The following is a 20,746-nucleotide window of genomic DNA, read 5'->3' as shown; positions in this document are numbered from 1 at the left end:
GGTGACCCTCGGGTCGTGCCCGGCGAGGCGGGATGCACGCGGGTGGGCACGCAGCATACGGTGAGATCCGTGACGCGAAGCCCCCTCCAGCTTGCGGCCCTCGCGAGCGCGGCCGTGCCCGGACTCGACCCGGTGGCGGTCGCCGTGATGGGCACCGCGAATGCCGCCCCCTATGACGCGGCCGTTGTCGAGGACAGCCAACAGCGGCGCTGGGTCGTTCGCGCGCCGACGTCCCCGGCCGGCGCCGCGGAACTCGATGCCGCGGCCGCGGTCGTCACCGTGCTCAGCCGGCGACTGCCGATCGGCATGCCCGTGGTGCGCGGCACCGTCCCCCTGCCCGAGGGCGGGCGGGCGCTGGTCCACCAGGAGATCCCCGGCAGCGGGATCAACCTCGAGGAATTGGGCGCCGACGATGAGCTGACGGTCGCGACCGGCAAGACCCTGGCGATGATCCACAACCTCGACCCCGGCCTGTTCGACAGCGCCGGGCTGGAGTCCTATACCGCCGATGAGTATCGCCAGCGGCACCTGTCGGATCTCGACCGGGCCGCCGCGAGTGGTCGGGTCCCGGCGACCTTGCTCTCGCGGTGGGAGCAGGCGCTGGAGAATGTCGCGATCTGGCAGTTCGCGCCGACCCCCGTGCACGGCGCCATTGACGGGCGGCACCTGCTCGTTGAGGTGGTTGACGAGCAGCCGGTGATCCGCGGGATCACCGGCTGGCGCCGGGCCAAGGTCGCCGATCCGGCCGACGACTTCGCGGCGATCGTGCGCGACTGTGTCCCCGACACGGCGACCGAGCTGGCGCGCGCCTATGCTCATGCCCGCGCCAGCCGCCCCGATCGGCATCTGTTGACGCGGGCGCAGCTGGTCGGGGAGTTGGGCTATGTCACCAATCTCTTCGATGCCCTGGCCGCCGGCTATCCCGATCGGGTCAGGCAGGCCATGCGCTGGCTGGAGATGCTCGCCGACGATGTCGGCGGCCAGGATCTGGTGCCGAGCCGGTCGGCTCCACCCCGGCCCGCGGGCGCGACGGCGGCGGACGTGCCGGCGGCGGGGGCCGGTGTGCCGGCAGCGACTGCCTCCTCAGCACCGTCACCGGACGTCACCCGAGATTCTGACCCAGGCGGATGAGACCGGCGAGGTCGGCTTCATCGGCGAGGACCGGATAGACCGTCTCGCCGGTGCTCGCATAGTAGAAGGCGGCGTCGACATCGCGGTGTGGGTCCAGGCCCCGCAGCCGGGCGTAGGCGAGGCGGTAGGCGGCCAGCTGGACCGCCCGGGAACGGGCCTGATCGGCGCGGGCCGGTGGACGGCCGCTCTTCCAGTCCACGATGACCACTCCCCCGTCGCCGCGCGGGAAGACCGCGTCGATCCGGCCCCGGACCGCGGTCGCGTCGATGACGGTCTCGAGGCTCAGCTCGACCTCGAGCGGTTCGCGGTCGGCCCACGGACTGGTCGTGAAGCGCTTGATCATCTCGTCCAATTCGGCCTGCCCACCTCGAGCGGGATCGGCGCTGCCCGGCAGATCGTCGGGCTCGAGCAGGGCGGCCCGCCGGAAGTGGCGCTCCACCCAGGCGTGGAAGTCGCTCCCCCGCCGGGTCGCGGGCGACGGGGCGCGTGGCATCGGGCGACGCACGGTGTCGACGAAAGCGCGGGCGTCGCTGGCCAACGCAACCAGGTCGGCCGCCGACCGGTGCAGGGCCGGTGAGAGCGGGACTTGCCCGGCTGCAGCGCGCGCGTGCCGCTCGGCCAGCAGCACGCGGATCGCGGGGTCCAACGCGCCCTCGGCCGCGCCTGGGTCCTCCGCGAGCGATCGCCGGGCCACCTCGACTGTGGCGGCCGCCCGAGCAACACCCGCAGGCACTTCGTGCACGATCGGCCAGAGGGCACTCAGGGGCGTGGCCAACCGGGGGTTGGTGCTGCCGGGCTTAGGGTCGTCGCACCAGCTGCGCACGTGGACCCCCGCCTGGCAGGCAGCGAGGACCTCGGTGAGGAATCGCGAGACCACCCGTGGCGAACTCTGCGTGCCCCACACCGGGGCGGTCAACAGCATCCGGTGGCGAGCCCGGGTGAAGGCGACGTAGGCGAGCCGGCGCTCCTCCTCGATCGCCCGCCGGCCCGCGGCCGCGCGGAATGCCTTGCGGCGCTGATCGAGTTCCTTGGCATCGGGCGCCGAGCGCCAGTCGAAGGTGGGCAGCGAGTCCCGATCGCCACGCAGGTCGTACGGCAGCGCGGCCACCCCCTTGGTCCAGGCGCCATCGTTGGGCTCGCCGACCCGCCAGGCCCCGAGTTGCTCGGGCCCCGACCGCTCGGCCTCGGGCTGCTCGGCCTCGGGCTGCTCGGCCTCGGGCTGCTCGGCCCAGGTCGAAATCGTGCTCGTGTGCGCCGGGAAACTCGCCTCGACCAGCCCGGGAATCGCCACGGCGTCCCACTCCAAGCCCTTGGCGGCGTGGACGGTCAGGACGTGGACCGCGTCGGGCGCGATCTCGACCTGGCCGCGGTCGAGCCCACGCTCTTCCTCCAGCGCGGCATCGAGCCAGGCGAGGAAGCCACCGAGCGTGGGCCGGTCGCTCGAGTTGGCAAAGCTCGCGGCCACATCGGCGAAGGCGTCCAGGTGCGCGCGGGCGGCGGCGGGCTGGAAGTGCGGCCGGGAGAGGATCTCGATGTCCAGGCCGAGCGCGCGCTCGGCCTCGTCGACGACCTCGGGCAGGCTAAGCCCGCTGTGTCGACGCAAGTGAGCGAGCGCGGCGGCCAACTCACGCAGCCGCGCCAGGCCGGTGTCGCTCACGCCGCTCGCTGCGCGTTCCCCGTCATCGAGGCCGTCGAGCATCACGAGCGCCTCCACCAGGCTGACCCGGTCGGCCGCCGCGTCGGACAGATCGCTGTCGCGTGACCCCGGGCCGCGACGGTCGGCGGGTGTTTGGGTGCGCCGCGCCCACGCGTGGAAGCGGTCGAGATCGGCGACGCCGAGGCGGACCAGCGGCCCGGTGAGCAGCCGCATCAGCCGGTCTCCACGCGCCGCGTCGTGGGCGACGCTGAGTAGCGCCACAATGTCTTGCACCTCCGGGGTCATCAGCAGCCCGCCGAGCCCGACGACTTCGTAGGGCAGCCCGGCCGCGGCGAGCGCCTCGATAATCGGCCCGAACTGGCTACGCTTGCGGCACAGCACCGCGGCGCTGGCGGCGCCGCCGGCGCGGGCCGCCGCGATCCAGGTGGCGACCGCCGTCGCCTCCTCTTCCACGGTGAGCAGTCGCGCGGCCTCGACCCGCCCCTCGGGCGCCCCGGGTGCGGGCGTCAGCGGGGCAACCGGCACCTGCGCCGCCGCCCGCAGCGGACTTGCCACCGCGTTGGCGACCCGAAGCACGTCGGCGGCATTGCGCCACGACGTCGACAGCGGACACACATCCTCCGGTCGGGCGCCGAAGGCCCCCGGAAACCGCGCGAGCGTCGCCGCGCTGGCGCCCCGCCAGGCATAGATCGACTGGTGGGGGTCGCCGACCGCGGTGACGCAGTGTCTGACGCAGGGCCCATTGTCGCCCTGCCCACCGTCGGCGAAGAGGGCGCTCAGCAACTCCAGCTGCGCATGCGAGGTGTCCTGGAACTCATCGAGCAGCACCGCTCCATAACGCTCCCGCTCGATCTGGCCGATGACGGGGAAGCGCCCTGCCAGCCCGGCGGCCAACGACATTTGGTCGGCGAAGTCCATCGCCCCGCGGCCTTGTTTGAGGCGGTCGTAGGCCTGCAACACCGGCACGAGCAGGCGCCGCCCGCGCAGGTCGGCCCGCATTGCCGCGCTGTCGGCGAGCAGCCGGCGCCCGCGGGATTCGATCTCGGCGAGGCGGTCCTCGATCGCATCGAGCCACTCGGCGAGCATCGCGGGCGTCACCAGGTGTTCGGCCATTTCGGCCGCCAGGTCGACGATCGCGTTGGTGATCGTGGATTCGGCCCGGCCGGCCTCCTCCAGCGGCCCGTCGTATGCCGCTACCACCTCATTGGCGAACTGCCAGGCGGCCGCCTCGGACAGCAGCCGGGTCTCCGGTTCGCGCCCGGCGCGGAGGGCGTGCTCGCGAACGAGGCGCGCGGCATACGCGTGGTAGGTGCTCACGGTCGGGGTCAGCGTCAGCGGGTCACCATCGGGGTCCGCTGGGAGTAGACCGGCGCCCCGCAGGGCCGCCAGCCGCGCCGACACGCGCGCCGAGAGCTCGGCCGCGGCCTTGCGGGTGAAGGTCAGCCCGAGCACGCGATCGGGGGCGATGTGCCCATTGGCGACCAGCCAGACCACCCGGGCAGCCATCGTCTCGGTCTTGCCGGAGCCGGCGCCGGCCACGACGAGCAGCGGCTGGGGCGGATGCTCGATGATCCGGGCCTGCTCATCGGTGGGTGGCGGGCTGCCCACGGCCGCCGCGATCTGGCGTGCGGTCACCGGTGCGTGCGGGTCAGTGCTCACGCGAGCATCACCCCTTCGGGCACGACCGGACAGCTCGTGCGCACCACGCAGGTGCGACACCAGTCGCCGGCGCACGCCGTGACGCGGGAGCCGGCCATCGCCGAGGCCGCCGCGGCCACCATCTGCCCGGCCCACTCGGGATCCTCGTCACGCTCGAGCGGCGGCTGCACCTGGACCGAGCTGCGCCCGGTTCCCGTGCCACCCGCCTTGCCCACATGGACGAGGGCGGCGCCAGCGCTCGGGGCCGGGCCGAAGGCGCCGGCCGACACCGCCGCCTGGTAGCAGCCCAGCTGCGGATGGCGTGCCACCTCGGCTCCCTTGGGTTTGGAGCGGCCGGTCTTGAAGTCGACCACGCGCACCGCGCCCTGGGCATCGGTCTCGAGCCGATCAACGGTGCCGATGATCTCGGCACGCCCGAGAGCCAGGCGCAGCTGCAGCTCGGCACCGACCCGCCGCCACCCGTCGCGCTCGGCGGCGGCGAAGTAGGCCGCCGCGCGCCGCACCATGGCGTCGGCGTCGGCGCGCCGGGCGCGCCCGGTCCAGGCCTGGCCGAGACCCAGGCGAGACCACTGCCCGTCGAGTCGGGCGCTCAGCTCGTCGGCGTCGGCATCGCCCCCCGCGATCACCTCGTGAATGAGCGTCCCCAGCGCCGCCGAGCCCACGCTTGGGCCCTCACCGCCGAGACGGCTCAACAACCAGCGCAGCTGGCAGCGTTCGAAGTCGACCAGCCCGGACGGGGATACGCGCACGGTTTGGCCCTCGGGGACCCGATCGGCCGTGCCGCTGGCCGCCCGCATCGCCCACCACGCCCCGGGGTCGGCGCCCCGGACTCCGGCGTTGGCGAGCACGGCGAGGGTCGCGGCCGGGCCGGCGAACTCGGCGCCCGGTGTGGCCGCGGCGCGGCGCAGCCCGGCGACCGTGCCGACGAGGGTCAGCGGGCGGTCGACCTCGGTGAATGGGCGGGGCTGTCCCTCGGGGCGCGGGTCGATGATCTCCAGATAGGGGGACGGCTGCTCGTCCTCGCTGCGGACGGCGCTGACCAGCAGCCGCTCGCTCGCCCGGGTGACCGCGACATGGAAGAGCCTGGCCTCATCGTGCCGCACGGCGGCCTGGGCCGCCGGAATCGAGCGCTCCCGGCCGTGCAGCACATCGACGAGATGCTCCGAACCCAGCAGGGACCCGCGCAGCCGCAGGTCCGGCCAACTGCCTTCCTGAACACCCGCCACCGCAACCAGGCGCCATTCGCGACCGGCGGCGGCGTGCGGCGTCAGGACCTGGACGCGCTGGTCGGCGGGGCTGCGGGCGGCGATGGAGTCGGCCGCGAGATCCTGGGCGGCGAGATGCTCCCAGAAGGCCTTGGCACCAATACCGGGCAGCCGGTCAGTGAAGTCGGCAGCGGCGGCAAAGAGGCCGATCACCGCGTCGAGGTCACGGTCGGCGCGGGCCCCGGCGCGTCCGCCCGTCAGAGCCCGCGCGCGCCAGGTCTCGGCGAGCCCGGCGCTGGACCACAACTCCCACAACACGTCCTCGGGCCCGGCATCGGGATGCTGCTCGACCAGCGTCGTGGCCGCCTCGAGCATCCGCCCGAGCCGGCGAGCACCGTCGGCCTCCGCCCCCAACGGGAGCAACCGGCCGGGCTGGGCGATGGCGGCGGCCAGCAGGTGGTCGGCGGGCGGGGCGGCGCCGGCCGTGAGCGCGTCGCGCCGCAACCCGCGGCGTAGGCGCCGCAGCGTCACCGCGTCGCAGCCGGCATACGGCGAGGTGAGCAGGTCCACCGTGGTGGGGGGGTCGAGCACCCAGCCGGCGTCGGGATCGGCGGCAAGCGCGCCCTGGCCCGCCCCCGCGCGTGCCGCGACACGCTCGAAGGCGGCCCGAAGCAGGGTCAACAGCGGCCGCACCGCCTCTTCCCCGGCCACGGGCAGCTCGGCCGCATCGTCGGCGACCGGCACGTGGGCGCAGGTGAGCACTCGGCGCACGGCCGCGGCTCGGCCACGCCCGCGCACGATGACCGCCATCTCGTTCCAGGGTTGGCCCTTGAGCAGGTGGGCGCGGCGGAACGCGTCGGCGATGAAGCCGGCTTCGGCGGCAGCGGACCGGAACAGGTGCACGCCGACAGCGCCTCCGGGCCGGGTCGCGGGCGCGCCCCGGTGGGCGATGCCCGCGGCGGCGCCAATGAGGGGAACCACCCGCGCGGCCACGCCGGCGAGCACGGCCGGCAGTCGGTGGCCGCTGGTCAGGCGCACGGTCGCGCCGTCGCCGAGGGTCCGCCACCCGTCCCCCAGGAAACGGGGGTCGGCGCCGCGGAAGGTCTGCACCGCGCAGTCGGGGTCGCCGAGCAGGACCATCTCGATGCCCGCCTGGGCCAGCAGCCGGAGCAACCGGGCTCCGGCCGCGCCGACCTCTTGGGCGTCGTCGACGACGACCAGCCGGACCTCGGCTCGCAGCCCGTCGATCAGGCCGGGTTCGTCCTCGAGCGCGTCGGCCGCACCCGTGACGATCCACGCGGGGTCGAAGGCACCCGGTCGCGACAAGGCGGTGACCTGGTCATACTCCTCGAAGACGTGGGCTGCGGCCAGCCACTCCGGGCGCCGCTGCGCACTGCCGAGCGCGGCCAGGGCGGCTGGATCCACGCCATGCTCGACCGCCCGCATGAGCAGGTCGCGCAACTCGGCACGAAAGCCGCGTGTGGTCAGCGCCGCGGCCATGTCGTCGGGCCAGCGCGGGGCCCCGGCGGGCTCCTCGAGGTGCCCGGCGAGCAGCTCCCGGAGCACGACATCCTGCTCCGGCCCGGTCAGCAGGCGAGGGGTCGGCCGGTCGGCGGCGACCGCGGCGCGCCGCACGAGGCCGAAACCGAAGGACGCGAGCGTGCGCGCCAGCGGCTCTCGGGTCGTGGCGCCGACTCGCGCGGTCACGGCGTCGCGCAGCCGCGCCGCCGAGCGCCGGCTGGCAGCGAGCAGCAGGCACTGCTCGGCGCTAAGGCTCCCATCGGCCACCCGCTGGGCGACGAACTCGACCGCCAGCCGGGTCTTGCCCGTCCCCGGCCCGCCGAGGACGCGCAGCAGCGGCCCGCGGTGGGCGAGGGCGGCGGCTTGAGCGGCATCCACAGTCACCGGACGATTCCATCACCGCGCACCGACAACCGCTGCCGCGGCTCTTCCCCGCCAGTGCGCCTGGGCGACCTGCACGAGGTGCCGCATACCTCACCAATTGCAGGACACCCCCGCTGGCAAACGATCGCCTCCCCGCACGCAGCGGCTTTGGCTATGCCACCGGTCTGCCCGCGGACCGCCAGGCGGCCATCCCGCCGGCGAGGTCGGTGACGTCGGCGAAGCCGCGCTCCACCAAGGTCTCGACACCGGCTGCGGAGCGGACACCGCCCGCGCAATACAGGACGATCCGTTGCTCGGTCGGCAGATCGGCTACCGCAGCCAACTGCCCCAGGGGTATGCCGCGGGCCCCCGGGATCATCCCGGTGGCCCACTCGTGGGGCTCGCGCACGTCGATGAGCACGACCGCACGTTCGCCGTCCAATTCGCGGGTCAGCCCGGCTGGGTCGAGCCGGCCCGCGGGGACGGCGAGCGGTGCCACATCCTGACCGGGCGAGGAGATCGTCGCCGCCGGACCGCAGAGCGCGCACGCCGGGTTGCGGCGGACCGGGAGTTCGGCATACGAACCCTCGAGCGCGTCGTGGAGCAGCAGCCGACCCAGCAGGGGCCGTCCGATCCCGGCGATCAGCTTGAGCGCCTCGGTCGAGCAGGCCGCGCCGACGGTCGCGCACAGCGACGGCAGCACGCCCGCCTCGGCGCAGGACAACACGCTCCCGGCCGCGGGCGGCGCCGGGAAGACGCACCGATAGCACGGTCCGTGCGGCGGCCACCACACGCTGACCTGGCCGTCAAACCGCAGGATCGAGCCCCACACGTGCGGCCGCCCGGCCAGGACGCACGCATCGGCGACGACATAGCGGGTCGCAAAATTGTCGGCGCCGTCGACGACGAGGTCGTATGCCGTGACCAGCCGCAGCGCGTTATCCGGCCCGATTCGCTCGGCGTGCCTCTCGACCCGAACGAGCGGGTTGATCGCATCTAGCCGCTCGGCGGCCGAGTCGACCTTGCGCCGACCCAAATCGCCGGTCGCGTGAATCACCTGCCGGTGCAGATTGGATTCGTCGACGACGTCGTCATCGACCAGGCCGATCGTCCCGACACCGGCGGCCGCCAGATAGGTCGCCGTGACCGAGCCGAGCCCGCCGGCCCCGATGACCAGAGCACGCGCACCCGCGAGGCGACGTTGGCCCTCCTCCCCGAACCCCACGAGCATAATCTGACGGGCATACCGGCGTCGCTCGGCAGCCTCCAGGCACAGCGCGGGCTCCCCGATCGGCGGCACGTCCATGCCCGCCAGGCTACCCACGCGTAGGATGTGGGGACACGAGAAGGAGTCCAGGACATGCCGACGAGCGCGCCAGTGCGCGAGCCCGGTCGCGGGCAGCGGCTGCCACGGTTGCAGCGCCGGGCGCAGTTGTTGCGGGCCGCGCAGGAGGTCTTCGTCGAGAAGGGCTATCACGCATCCGGCATGGAGGACATTGCCGAGCGCGCCGGGGTCTCCAAACCCGTTCTCTATCAGCACTTCCCGGGCAAGCTGGAGCTCTATCTCGCGCTGGTGGATCAGCATACGGCCACCCTGGTCGACTTGGTCCGTGCCGCCCTGGACAGCACCGAAGACCACCGCGAGCGCACCTTTGCCAGCATCACCGCCTACTTCGACTTCGTCGACCGGGACGACGCGGCCTACCGGCTGGTCTTCGAGTCCGACTTGAGCGAGGTTGCCGCCGTCCGCGAACGGCTGCAGTGGTGCCAGGCGGAGTGCGCCAACGCCATCGCCCAGCGCATCGTGATCGACACCGGCATGCCGCTGCCCGTCGCCCGGATGGCCGCTCAGGGGCTGACTGGCCTGTCCCAGATCTCGGCGCGTGCCTGGCTGAGTGATCCTGCGCTGTCCCGGGCCGATGCCATCCGCGTGATCGGCCAACTCGCGTGGAAGGGCGTGGGCGGCTACCCCGCTAGGCCCGCCACGCCGCCCGAGTGAACCCAACGCCGGAATGCGCGCTGCCCGCACCTTGTTGCCCGCGCTGTATGCCGCCCACGCGCGGCCACCGCATCCCACCACCCGAAAGGCAGAGAAGGCATGGAACTGAAAATCGGCATCGCCAATGTCGCCCGCGAGGTCAGTATCGATTCCGAGCAGACCAGCCTGCAGGTCGAAGAGGCGGTGACCAAAGCCATCGCGGAGAACACCCCGCTGCGCTTGGAGGACGCCAAGGGCCGGGTTGTTATCATCCCCGCGGGCGCGCTCGGTTATGTCGATATCGGGGAGAGCGCCAAGGCGCGCGTCGGTTTCGGGGCCTGATCGCGACACGCTGGGATTAGCGGGCGGCTATCGCCCGGAAATAGCGCGGAACGTGTCAAGGTTTAACCCGTAGCAAGCGACCGAAACCCGGCCGACCTGCACACCTGCCGACTTGGCACCCAAGCCCGCATCGGGCTCGAGAAAGGAACCCACCAACGTGCTTACCGCCATCATCGGCGCCATCGTCGTCGGCCTCATCGTCGGCGCGCTCGGGCGCCTCCTCCTTCCCGGCAAGCAGGGCATCAGCATCCCGATGACGATTGTGATCGGCATCGTCGCCTCGGTCCTGACGACCCTCGTCACCGTCAACCTGTTCAACTACGACAACGACGGCGGCCCCGCCTGGATCCAGTGGATCCTCAGCATCATCGTCGCCGCCGGCCTGATCGTGCTCTACGGCAACATGGTCGGCGGGCGCAAGCAAATCCGCTGATCCGGCGCGCTTTACCGAAACGGCCGGCCCGGTGAGGGCCGGCCGTTTCGCGTCCCGTGGGCTTGCCTTGGGACTATGCCGAGAGGCCGAGGCGAGCCATCCGGGCAATGTGCGCGTCGGTCAGCCGCTGGAACATCCGGGCAAGCTCGGCGAGGTCGGCACCCGGGCCGCCATACCTGCCGGCCAACAGCTCGGCGAGAGAGTCGCGCTCCACGGCAACCGTCTGGGCCTGGGTCAGCGCCTCACCGACCAGCCGGCGCGCCCACAGCGCCAGCCGCCCGCTCACCCCGGGATCGGTCACCATCGCCTCCCGGGCAACCTGGACGAGGAAGTCGGAACGGCCCTCGTCGGCCAGGGTTTGTTCGATCAGCGCGCGAATCGGTGGGTCCACATACCCGGCGACCTCGCGGTAGAAGTCGGTGGCGATCGCGTCGCCGACATAGGCCTTGATAACGCCTTCAAGCCAGGTGCTCGGCCGGGTTCGTGCGTGGAAAAGCTCGAAGGTGCTCCGGAAGGGCGCCATCGCGCACTCGGGCTCGGCGTCCAGGCCGGTGAGCGCGCTCTCGAGCCGCCGGTAGTGGCCGAACTCGGTGACCGCCAACCCCGCCATCCGCGCCTGCAGCACCACGCACGGAGCCAGCTCCGCGTCGGCGGCCAACCGGGTGAACCCAGACAATTGCCCCAGCGCGAGCAGGCCGAGCAGGTCGACAATCGCGGCCCGATATCCGGGAAGGGCAAGGCGCTCGGTCACGATGAGTCAGCCTAACCGGCGCGATCACTGTAGACTGTGCCCGACCACGGTGCCCGGTCGGCACGACGTCGCTGCGCTGCGCAGCATTCCTCACAAGGCACGCCCCGCGTGCCGGGCGCGGGATCACCCGCACCCCGCTCATCTCCGATCGGCTCCGCCACAGCACGGCCGCGGCGCACGCGCCTGCGGCCACCGATCGAGAGACGCTATGACCGACCCTGCCACCTTCGCCGACTTCGGCGTGCATCCCGATATCGTCGCCGCCCTCGCGGACGGCGGCATCACGACCCCCTTCCCGATCCAGGCGATGACCTTGCCGGTCGCCCTGTCCGGGCACGACATCATCGGCCAGGCCAAGACCGGAACCGGCAAGACGCTCGGCTTCGGCATCCCCATTCTGCAGCGCGTTGCCGCCCCCGCCGATCCCGCGTATGCCGCCTTGCCCGCCCCCGGCGCCCCCCAAGCCCTGGCCGTGGCCCCGACCCGCGAGCTGGCCGTCCAGGTCACCGCCGATCTCGAGCGCGCCGGACGCCGCCGCGGCGTGCGGATCCTCACCGTCTATGGCGGGCGGGCCTACGAGCCGCAGATCGAGGCGCTGCGCCGAGGGGTCGAGATCGTCGTCGGCACCCCGGGCCGGCTGCTCGACCTGTCCGCCCAGGGCCATCTCCGCCTCGCGCACGCGCGCACCGTCGTCCTCGACGAGGCCGACGAGATGCTCGACCTCGGCTTCTTGCCCGACGTCGAGAAGCTGCTGGCGCTCACGCCCGCTGGTCGCCAGACCATGCTCTTCTCCGCAACGATGCCCGGCGCCGTCGTCACGCTCGCGCGGCGCTATATGACCCAGCCGACACACATCCGGGCGATGCACGAGGAGGGTGACAGCGGCTCGACGGTCAAGGCCATCGAACAGTTCGTCTACCGGGCACACGCGCTCGACAAGACCGAGATGCTTTCCCGCATCCTGCAGGCCCGCGAGCGTGGGCTGACGATCGTGTTCAGCCGCACCAAGCGGACCGCCGCCAAGGTCGCCGACGAACTGTCCGCGCGCGGCTTCGCCGCCGCCGCGATCCACGGCGACCTCGGTCAGGGCGCGCGCGAGCAGGCGCTGCGGGCCTTCCGCAATGGCAAGGTCGACGTCTTGGTCGCCACCGACGTCGCGGCGCGCGGCATCGACGTCGAGCATGTCACCCACGTGGTGAACTTCCAGTGCCCAGAGGACGAGAAGGTCTACCTACACCGCACCGGCCGCACCGGCCGGGCGGGCAACACCGGAATCGCGGTCACCTTCGTCGACTGGGACGACCTGCCCCGGTGGGCACTGATCAACAAGGCCCTCGACCTGGGCATTCCCGAGCCGGAGGAGACCTATTCCTCCTCCGAGCATTTGTATGCCGAACTCGACATCCCGCGCGAAGCCACCGGCCGGCTGCCCCGCGCCGCGCGCACGCGAGCCGGGCTGGACGCCGAGGAGATCGAGGACCTCGAGGGAGCGAGCGGCCGCACCCGCTCCCGCTCCCGCGGCGGCCGGGGCGCGAGCCGCCCGGTGGCCGGCACCCGCCGTGGAGGCGGCGATCAGCCGGGCGAGGCGGAGGCGGCCCGGGCGCCGCGCCGATCCCGCACCCGCCGACGCACCCGCCGCGGCGAACCGGTTTCCGGCGGCGAACCGGTGGCTGGGACCGACTGAGTTCGACGAGTCGCGCAGTTCACGGCGACTCGCGCAGTTCACGGCGACTCGCGCTGGTCTCACTGCGGCGGGGGCTCGGCACTGGCCGAAGTTGGGGTGTCCCTCCGAGATCACCCGATTAATCAGGTGATCTCGGAGGAATCGGGTGATCTCGGCGAAACCGCGTGACTTCGACGAGGGCGCCGCTGAGGGGGCCATCCCAACTCACCCACAGGCGCAATGACGCGCTGGGCGGGCATCGCGTCACGACTCCATTCACCCCCGCCCAGCCGCCAAACCACGCCACTCACCGAACTCTTCGAATCAGGGTTTGATCGTTGCGGAGTCGATGACGAAGCGGTAGCGGACCTTCGAGGCCACCACCTTGTCGTAGGCGGCGCCCACCTCGTCGGCGCCGATCCGCTCGACGGTCGCGCCGATCTGGTGCTCGGCGCAGAAGTCGAGCATCTCCTGAGTGCCGGGGATCCCGCCGATATTGGAGCCGGTCAGCACCTTGTCACCGAGGATGAGGGAGAACGCCTCCACCGTTTGCGGCTTCTCCGGCAGCCCGACGAGCACCAGCGACCCGAACGGCTTGACCATGCCCAGGTAGGCGTCCAGCGGGAGATCGGCGCTGACCGTGCACAAGACGAGGTCGAAGGCGTGCCGCAACTCCTCGAACACCTGCGGGTTCTCGGTGGCGCGGTAGTCGATCGCACCGTAGGCCCGGCCGTCGGCCTCTTTGGACATCGTCTGGGAGATCACCGTGACATCGGCGCCCATGGCCGCGGCGATCTTGACGCCCATGTGCCCCAACCCACCCATCCCGACGACGGCAACGGATCGGCCCGGACCGGCGCCCCACCGCTTGAGCGGCGTATAGGTCGTGATCCCGGCGCACAGCAGCGGCGCGGCGACATCCAACGGGATCGCCTGCGGGATGCGGACCACGAAACGCTCCGAGACGACGATCTGCTGGCTATAGCCGCCCTGGGCAATCTCGCCGTCATAGTTGACCGAGGCGTAGGTGCCGACGGCACCCTTGGTGCAGAAGTTCTCGTTGCCCTTGACGCAGTATTCGCATTCGCCGCAGGAGTCGACGAGGCAGCCGACCCCGACCCGGTCCCCGACCTGGTAGTTGACGACCTCGGAGCCGACCTCGCTGACCACTCCCGCGATCTCGTGGCCGGTGACGATCGGGAACTGGCACGGCCCCCATTCCTCCCGCACCGTGTGGATATCGCTGTGGCAGATCCCCGCGAAGGCAATGTCGATGCGAACATCGTCGGGGCGCAGGTCGCGCCGCTCGATCGTGCCTTGACGGAAGGGGGCACCGGCGGAATCGAGGATCAATGCGGGCGTCGTGGTCGGCATACGGCCCAGCCTATGTCGCGGGCTGCCGCGTCAGGTGCGGGCCAGGATCTCCTTCGCGACGGCGCGGTAGGCCGCCGCGCCTTTGCTCCGCCGCGCGGTCTCCAGGATCGAGCGGCCCACCGCCGGCGCCTCGGCGAAGCGGACCGTCCGTGGGATCGGCGGGGCGAGCACGGGCAACCCGTAGCGCTGCCCGACGTCGGCGAGCACTTCTTGCTGATGGGCGCTACGCCCGTCATACATCGTCGGGAGCACGCCGATGATCTTTAGCTTCTTGTTCAACAGCTTCTTGACATCGCGGACGGTGTCGAGCAGCTGTCCGACCCCGCGGTGGCCGAGCATTTCACACGGCATCGGGATGATCAGCCCGGATGCCGCGGTCAAGGCTCCGAGCGTCAGCACACCCAGGCTCGGCGAGCAGTCGAGCAGGATGATGTCGTAGTCCGCCGCGTGGTCGGCGAACAGCCCGGCGAGGATGAACTCCCGGCCCGGACGGGCGAGCAACACCGCCTCGGTGCCGGCGAGCTCGATCGAACTCGGTGCCAGATCGACGCCGTCGGCGCACTCCAGCAGGATGTCGCCGAATTCGGCCGCGCCGGTCAACACATCGTGCATCGAGGCCTCGACGCTCTCTGGGTCGACGCCGAGGCTGAACGTCAGACACGCCTGCGGGTCGAGGTCGACGAGCAGGACACGTTTGCCCAGCTCGGCAAAGGCGGCGCCGAGAGAGGCGACGGTCGTCGTCTTGGCGACCCCGCCCTTTTGATTGGCGACGGCGAGGACGACGGCGCCCTTGGTGCGCGAGCGTGGGGGCACGGGCGGTTGCCTTTCGGGAGCGCCGCTCGACGCGAGCCGGGCGGAGGGGGTGATCAACCCCCAGTCTGCCAAGCCAGGCCCGGGCGCGCCCGCCAGACACGCAGGCCAGCGCGCGGTCGGCGCTCCCCGGCGGAAAGCCCGCGGGTGCCTCAGCGAAATCGGCTCGTGTCGAGCACGAAGTCGCGGAAGGCGGCCGCCGCCGGCAGCAGTCGCCGGTCGGCGAGCCAGGCCAACCCGATGTCCCGTTGGGCTCCCGGGTCGGTCAGCGGGATCAGGCGGACCGGCCCGAGCACGATCGGCGCGGAGCGCCCGAGCGCGGGTACGACGGCAACGCCGAGGCCGGCGCCGACAAATCCACGCACGGTGGGCTGGTCTTCGACCTCGTAGGCGATTTCGGGCTCGAACCCGGCGGCTTGACACAGCCGGAGCACGAGATCGCGCATCCCCGAGGGTGGCCGGCGGATGACGAACGGATCGCTGTAGACCTCGGCCAGCGCGACCTGCTCGCGCGCGGCGAGGGGGTGGTCGAGCGGGACGGCCAGCAGCAGCGGCTCGACGGCCACGCGGCGCCAGTTCACCCCCTGTCCGGCGAGCAGGTGCGTGGTCACCTCGAGGTCGACCGCCTGGCGCTCCAGCAAGCGGGAGGCGATGCCCGGCTCACCGGGAGGTGTGCGCGACAGCGTGAACTGGACTCGGGGACGGTGGCGCCGGAAGGCGCGGATCTGTTCCGGGACAAACCACGTGCCCAGGCTGAGCGGGAAGACCAGGTTGACCAGCCCGCCTTCGGGGTCGAGCAACTGCTCGATCGCGAACAGCCCGTCGTCGAGGTCGTTGACCAGGGCGTCGACGTGCCGTTTGAAGACGACGCCGGCGTGGGTCAGGCGCAGCACGCGGCCGGACCGGTGCAGGAGCGGGGTCCCCACGTCGTGCTCGAGCCGGGCGAGGGCTCGCGAGACGCCCGGCTGACTGACGGCATACGTCTCGGCGACCTCGGTCACGGTGACGCCGTCGGCGACGAGCTGGAACCAGCGCAACACATCCGTCTCCACGGGATCCATGATAGGAACTAATGGGTAACATGCAATAGCGATATTGGACGCATTGGTTGAACTCCGAGGATACTTGTGGCTATGAGGACGAAGCACACCTGGAATGGCCTGCTCGACGAGCTGCGCGAGCGCCGCCAGGTGCGGGCCCACCGCCGGGAGATCGAACGCGAGCTCGCCCCATACATCCATCCCGCTGAGATCGAAGACCTGCTGGCGGTGCTGGAGCATGAGGACGGCCCGGACGCCGAGCTGGTGCGCGCGGTCCTCGGCTCCCACTTGGTCGACACCTACCGCCAGACCGCGCTCAGCGCCTAGGCACCCCACGAAGTTCTCCGCTCCTACGTCGCTCCGATACTTCGCGAGGACCCCGCCTAGGCACCCCACTGGCTCGGTGTGGCTAGGCTTCAGGCATGGCCAGCCGCGTCTACATCGCTGCCTGCGAGCAGCAAACCGGCAGATCCGCAATCGCCCTCGGTATGGTGGGTGCGCTCGCTCGCCAAGCCGGCCGGGTCGGCGTCTTCCGGCCCGTCGTCGCCGACCTCGATGAACCCGACCCCGTGCTGGCGCTGCTTAACTCGCGCCTCGCGCCGCCGATGGCGCAGCCCGTTGCCCTCGGGGTGAGCGAGGCTGCCGTGCACCGCGATCCGGCGGCAGCCCTGGAAGAGATCGTCGCTCGGTTCCACGCGGCCAGCGCCGAACGGGACACGATGGTGATCGTCGGCTCGGACTTCGGCGGCGTGCCGTCACCGACGGAGTTCAGTTTCAACGCCGAGATCGCTGCCAACCTCGATGCGCCCATGGTGCTCGTCATCTCCGGTGACGGAAAAGCACCGGACGAGATCACCACCGCTGCCCGGGTGTCGATCGCCGATGCCCGGGCTCATCATGCCCGCGTGCTGGCCGTCATCGCCAACCGCGTGACGGGCGACCTCCCGAGCGCGTCCGCTGCCATCGCGGCGGCCGATCCGCAGCTGCCGGCGTATGCCGTGCCGGACATCCCGTTCGTTCGCGCCCCCACCGTGGGCGAACTCCTCGACGCGGTCGACGGCCGGCTGCTCTTCGGCGACCGTTCTCGCCTGGCCGACACCTGCCTCGGGCTGGTCGTCGCGGCGATGACCATGCCCCACGTCCTGGATCGACTGATCGGGGGCGGAGCGGTCATCACTCCGGGCGACCGCGAGGACATCGTGCTGGCCGTGCTGCTCGCCCATGCCTCGATGACCTTTCCCAGCCCGGCCGCGCTCTTCCTCAACGGCGGGTTCGAGTTGCCGGAGCAGATCAGGCGCCTTATCGAGGGCATCCGCCCCGAGTTGCCGGTGATCGGTTGCGCCGGCGGGACGATGGCCACCGCCTCGGCCCTGGTCGGCGTCCGCGGCGACCTGCGCCCCGACCAGACCCGCAAGATCGAGGCGGTGGAGCAGTCCTTCGCCGAGCACGTCGACGCCCCGGCACTGCTGGAGCGGTTGGGCGCATCGACGCCCGGTGCCGTCACTCCGCTGATGTTCGAGCAGCAGCTATTCACCGAGGCGCGCGCAGTCGGCGCCCATATTGTCCTTCCCGAGGGCAGCGACGACCGGATCCTCGATGCGGCCGACCGCATCCTGCACCGGGACGCGGCCCGGCTGACGATTCTCGGCGACCCCGACGCGATCCGCCAACGCGCGGGAACCTTGGGGCTCGACCTCGAGCGGGCCCAGCTGATCTCACCGAGCGATCCCGAGCACGTCGAGCGCTTCGCCGCCGAATATGCCCGGCTGCGCGCGGCCAAGGGCGTCACGATGGACATGGCCCGCGACCGAGTGCAGGACGTCTCCTACTTCGGGACGATGATGGTCCTGCTCGGCGAGGCCGACGGGATGGTCTCCGGCGCGGCGCATACGACCGCGCACACGATCCGGCCGGCATTGGAAGTCATCAAGACGATGCCCGATGTCTCGATCGTCAGCAGTGTCTTCCTGATGTGCCTGGCCGATCGCGTACTCGTCTATGGCGACTGCGCGGTCAACCCCGAGCCGACCGCGCCGCAACTGGCCGATATCGCGATCTCGTCCGCGCTCACCGCCCGCCAATTCGGGGTCGAGCCCCGCGTGGCGATGCTGTCCTATTCGACGGGCAGTTCCGGATCCGGCGCCGACGTCGAAAAGGTCCGGGCCGCAACCGAACTCGTGCGCCAGCGCGCACCGGAGCTGCCCGTCGAGGGACCGATTCAGTATGACGCCGCGGTCGACCCCGATGTCGCCGCCTCGAAGCTGAAGGGCTCTCCCGTCGCCGGCCGGGCGACCGTCCTCGTCTTCCCCGATCTGAACACCGGAAACAACACCTACAAGGCCGTCCAACGCTCCGCCGGGGCGCTGGCGATCGGACCGGTGCTGCAGGGTCTGCGCCGGCCGGTCAACGACCTCTCCCGCGGCGCGCTCGTGCGCGACATCGTCAACACGATCGCGATCACCGCGATCCAGGCAGGAGCTGCCCGATGAGCATGGTTCTGGTCGTCAACGCCGGGTCGTCCTCGCTGAAGTACCAGTTCGTCGACGCCGACAGCGGAGCGGTCGCGGCCAAGGGCCTGATCGAGCAGATCGGCGAGCCGAACGGGCGGCTGCGGCATACCGTCGGGGAGTCGAGCTTCGACCTCGAAAAGCCGATCCCGGATGCGAGCGCCGCATTTGCCGAGCTCGACGCCGCCTTCGCCGAGCACGGCCCCGACCTCGCCGCCAACCCGCCGGTGGCGGTCGGGCATCGGGTGGTCCACGGCGGCACGCGCTTTCGCGAAGCCACGCGCATCGACGACGAGGTGCTGGCGACCCTGGAGGAGCTGACTCCGCTGGCGCCGCTGCACAATCCGGCCAATATCGTCGGGATCCGCGCCGCGATGGCGCACTTCCCGGACATTCCCCACGTCGCGATCTTCGACACCGCCTTCCACCGCACGCTGCCGCCGGCGGCCTATACGTACGCCGTTCCCCGGGAGTGGCAGGAGCGCTACGACGTGCGCCGCTACGGCTTCCACGGCACCTCCCACGAATACGTCTCCGGCCGGGTTGCCGACCTGGTCGGGCGCAGCGACATCGCGATCGTCGTCCTGCACCTCGGCAACGGCTGCAGCGCCTGCGCGGTCCTGGACGGGCAGAGCGTCGAGACCTCGATGGGGATGACGCCGCTGGAGGGCCTGGTCATGGGCACCCGCTGCGGTGACCTCGACCCGGCCATCCCCTTCCATCTGGCCCGCACCACGGGAATGGCGGCCGCGGACCTCGACCGGACTCTGAACAAGGACAGCGGCCTCAAGGGCCTGACCGGGGTCAACGACTTCCGCACCGTCGCCGAGCGGGCGGAAGCCGGTGACGCCGCCGCCGCTGCCGCGATCGATGTGGTCACCCACCGGCTGATCAAATACGTTGGGGCGTATGCCGCGGTCATGGGCCGGCTGGACGCGATCGCCTTCACCGGGGGGATCGGCGAGCACAGCCCGCTGTTGCGCGCCCGGGTCCTCGGCTCGCTCGGGGTGCTCGGCGTTGTCCTCGACGAGTCGGCCAACGCCGCAGCGCGGGGCGAAGGCCTGCTCAGTGCCCCGCAGTCGCGCGTGGCGGCATACGTCGTCCCGACCAACGAGGAGTTGCAGATCGCCCGCGAGTCGGTCGCGCTCGTCGGGCGCTGACCGGGCGGGTCACGCGGACGGGGCTGCCGCCAGCGCTCGCTGGGCGAGCGGCGGGGCGAGCAAGGTGTGTGGCTCGGCTTGCAGGTGAGCCACGCGGGAGAACGCCAACCCGAGCACGGGGTCATGCTCGGCCGCCGCCAACACCTGGCGCACGTGGCGATCGATGACGACGCCGTCCCCCGTCGCCGGGACATGCCGGCTGAGCGCACCCCGCCAGGCCAGGTCGAGTGTCCCGGCGCTGCGCCGGTAGGCCTCCCGGGGGACCTTCCGGAGCGGCACCGCTTCCAGGGCCTCCCGGAGAGCAAGCGCCTGCACGGCGGCCAGCGACATCCCGATGCCACCTGCCGCGTCGACGGTGCAGACGGCATCACCGACGACCACGAGGCCTGCCGGAGGATCGTCGAGCCGATCGAAGCGGCGACGCACGAGGTTGGGCAGGCGGAAGACGACCGGGTCTCCGTCCGGGACCAGGTCGGCGAGCACGGGCACGATCGGCCCCGACAGCTCCTGCGCGAAGTCGCGAAACCCGGGGAGTTCGGCCGGCGCCCGCTCGCCGCCGTCAGCCGGCCATCGACACCGACCAGGTGCGGGAATCGACCCGGCACAGCACCGCCGTCCGCCGCAGGACGCCGGGAGTGGTCTGGATGATCGTTGCCAACTCCCCCAGCGCTTCCGGCCTCGCCCGCCCGGGCGAGAGGGTGAAGCGGCGGGTGACATACCACCCGTCGACGCGGACCCGGTCGACGGGTGGCGCGGGGATGCCGTAGCCCGCCAGTGTGTCGACGATATGCGAGGTCCGCCCGGAGGCGTCCACGACGAGATCGGCCTCGAGATCGGCGATCTGCCCGTCATCGAGCGAGGTTGCCCGCACCCCCACGACGCGCCGCCCACCGTCGAGGCGGACATCGAGCACCGACGTGCGCCAGTGGAAGGTGATCCCCGGGAGCGTCTGCGTCTGGCGGCGCAGCTCACCCTCCAGCGCTTCCCGTCCGAGGGCGAGCACGGCGAGGTCGGTGGTGCGCAGGTCGATCGGGCCGCCGCCGAGGTGGATGACGAGCCGCGAGGAGGCCGGTCCGTATGCCGCTCCGGCGGCCTGCAGTCCGGCCATGGCGCCGGGCAGGAGGGCCTCGACGGCCACGCAGCCGGGATGCA

Annotated in this window: 17 protein-coding genes; 8 read left to right on the top strand and 9 right to left on the bottom strand. The window is 71.7% G+C overall.

The window, feature by feature from the left end; genetic code table 11:
- Positions 1-69: 69 nt before the first annotated feature.
- A complete protein-coding gene (locus V9G19_RS25255) occupies positions 70-1,131 on the top strand; it encodes a phosphotransferase (RefSeq protein ID WP_462288148.1) in 1,062 nt (353 codons plus the stop codon).
- Here V9G19_RS25255 and V9G19_RS25250 read toward each other — a convergent pair.
- The 3 genes from V9G19_RS25250 to moeB all read right to left on the bottom strand — a co-directional run bounded on the left by V9G19_RS25250 (position 1,103) and on the right by moeB (position 8,842).
- The gene (locus tag V9G19_RS25250) at positions 1,103-4,447 is read right to left on the bottom strand and encodes an ATP-dependent helicase (protein WP_462288147.1); all 3,345 of its coding nucleotides are present in this window, start codon (positions 4,445-4,447) and stop codon (positions 1,103-1,105) included. The two genes, V9G19_RS25255 and V9G19_RS25250, sit on opposite strands and share 29 nt — an antisense overlap.
- Positions 4,444-7,557, bottom strand: coding sequence for an ATP-dependent helicase (locus tag V9G19_RS25245; protein ID WP_462288146.1), 3,114 nt, complete (start codon positions 7,555-7,557; stop codon positions 4,444-4,446). The genes V9G19_RS25250 and V9G19_RS25245 overlap by 4 nt, the downstream gene beginning before the upstream one ends.
- 151 nt (positions 7,558-7,708) lie before the next feature.
- Positions 7,709-8,842: a molybdopterin-synthase adenylyltransferase MoeB gene (moeB, locus tag V9G19_RS25240; RefSeq protein ID WP_462288145.1), complete on the bottom strand. Its 1,134-nt coding sequence runs from the start codon at positions 8,840-8,842 to the stop codon at positions 7,709-7,711.
- 54 nt (positions 8,843-8,896) lie between these two features.
- Here moeB and V9G19_RS25235 point away from each other — a divergent pair, with 54 nt between their 5' ends.
- The 3 genes from V9G19_RS25235 to V9G19_RS25225 all read left to right on the top strand — a co-directional run bounded on the left by V9G19_RS25235 (position 8,897) and on the right by V9G19_RS25225 (position 10,289).
- Entirely contained in the window at positions 8,897-9,535 is a 639-nt protein-coding gene (locus tag V9G19_RS25235; RefSeq protein WP_462288144.1) for a TetR/AcrR family transcriptional regulator, read from the top strand.
- A 99-nt stretch (positions 9,536-9,634) separates the two neighbouring features.
- Entirely contained in the window at positions 9,635-9,856 is a 222-nt protein-coding gene (locus V9G19_RS25230) for a DUF3107 domain-containing protein (RefSeq protein ID WP_462288143.1), read from the top strand.
- Between the two features lie 157 nt (positions 9,857-10,013).
- Positions 10,014-10,289: a GlsB/YeaQ/YmgE family stress response membrane protein gene (locus V9G19_RS25225; RefSeq protein ID WP_462288142.1), complete on the top strand. Its 276-nt coding sequence runs from the start codon at positions 10,014-10,016 to the stop codon at positions 10,287-10,289.
- A gap of 73 nt (positions 10,290-10,362) precedes the next feature.
- On the opposite strand, the gene V9G19_RS25220 is transcribed toward V9G19_RS25225, so the two are convergent.
- On the bottom strand, positions 10,363-11,040 hold the full coding sequence (locus tag V9G19_RS25220) for a ferritin-like fold-containing protein (RefSeq protein ID WP_462288141.1): 678 nt from the start codon (positions 11,038-11,040) through the stop codon (positions 10,363-10,365).
- A gap of 208 nt (positions 11,041-11,248) precedes the next feature.
- On the opposite strand from V9G19_RS25220, the gene V9G19_RS25215 reads away from it, so the two are divergent.
- Positions 11,249-12,724 (top strand): DEAD/DEAH box helicase, encoded by a 1,476-nt coding sequence (locus tag V9G19_RS25215; protein WP_462288140.1) that lies wholly within the window; start codon positions 11,249-11,251, stop codon positions 12,722-12,724.
- Positions 12,725-13,027: 303 nt separating this feature from the next.
- On the opposite strand, the gene V9G19_RS25210 is transcribed toward V9G19_RS25215, so the two are convergent.
- From V9G19_RS25210 to V9G19_RS25200, 3 genes are all read right to left on the bottom strand, one after another.
- On the bottom strand, positions 13,028-14,077 hold the full coding sequence (locus V9G19_RS25210) for an NAD(P)-dependent alcohol dehydrogenase (protein ID WP_462288139.1): 1,050 nt from the start codon (positions 14,075-14,077) through the stop codon (positions 13,028-13,030).
- Between the two features lie 30 nt (positions 14,078-14,107).
- Positions 14,108-14,890, bottom strand: coding sequence for a ParA family protein (locus V9G19_RS25205; protein WP_462288138.1), 783 nt, complete (start codon positions 14,888-14,890; stop codon positions 14,108-14,110).
- A gap of 149 nt (positions 14,891-15,039) precedes the next feature.
- Positions 15,040-15,939, bottom strand: a complete 900-nt coding sequence (locus V9G19_RS25200; protein WP_462288137.1) for a LysR family transcriptional regulator — start codon at positions 15,937-15,939, stop codon at positions 15,040-15,042.
- Between the two features lie 81 nt (positions 15,940-16,020).
- Between V9G19_RS25200 and V9G19_RS25195 the strand changes: the two genes are divergently transcribed.
- The 3 genes from V9G19_RS25195 (at position 16,021) to V9G19_RS25185 (ending at position 19,594) form a co-directional block, all read left to right on the top strand.
- Positions 16,021-16,254 carry a hypothetical protein gene (locus V9G19_RS25195; RefSeq protein WP_462288136.1) on the top strand — a complete coding sequence of 78 codons (234 nt, stop codon included), beginning with the start codon at positions 16,021-16,023 and terminating at the stop codon, positions 16,252-16,254.
- Between the two features lie 95 nt (positions 16,255-16,349).
- Positions 16,350-18,416, top strand: a complete 2,067-nt coding sequence (gene pta / locus V9G19_RS25190) for a phosphate acetyltransferase (RefSeq protein WP_462288135.1) — start codon at positions 16,350-16,352, stop codon at positions 18,414-18,416.
- The gene (locus V9G19_RS25185; protein WP_462288134.1) at positions 18,413-19,594 is read left to right on the top strand and encodes an acetate/propionate family kinase; all 1,182 of its coding nucleotides are present in this window, start codon (positions 18,413-18,415) and stop codon (positions 19,592-19,594) included. The genes pta and V9G19_RS25185 overlap by 4 nt, the downstream gene beginning before the upstream one ends.
- 9 nt (positions 19,595-19,603) lie before the next feature.
- Here the strand turns inward: V9G19_RS25185 and V9G19_RS25180 are convergent, their stop codons facing one another.
- Positions 19,604-20,077: a hypothetical protein gene (locus V9G19_RS25180; protein ID WP_462288133.1), complete on the bottom strand. Its 474-nt coding sequence runs from the start codon at positions 20,075-20,077 to the stop codon at positions 19,604-19,606.
- Positions 20,078-20,153: 76 nt separating this feature from the next.
- The coding region (locus tag V9G19_RS25175; RefSeq protein WP_462288132.1) for an NAD(P)/FAD-dependent oxidoreductase at positions 20,154-20,746 on the bottom strand (593 nt) is incomplete at its 5' end.

The organism is Nostocoides sp. (assembly GCF_037045025.1).
Classification (GTDB): Bacteria; Actinomycetota; Actinomycetes; order Actinomycetales; family Dermatophilaceae; genus Nostocoides_A.
The sequence above is the reverse complement of the archived record's forward strand: the minus strand, read 5'-3'. Positions and strand labels throughout refer to the sequence as shown.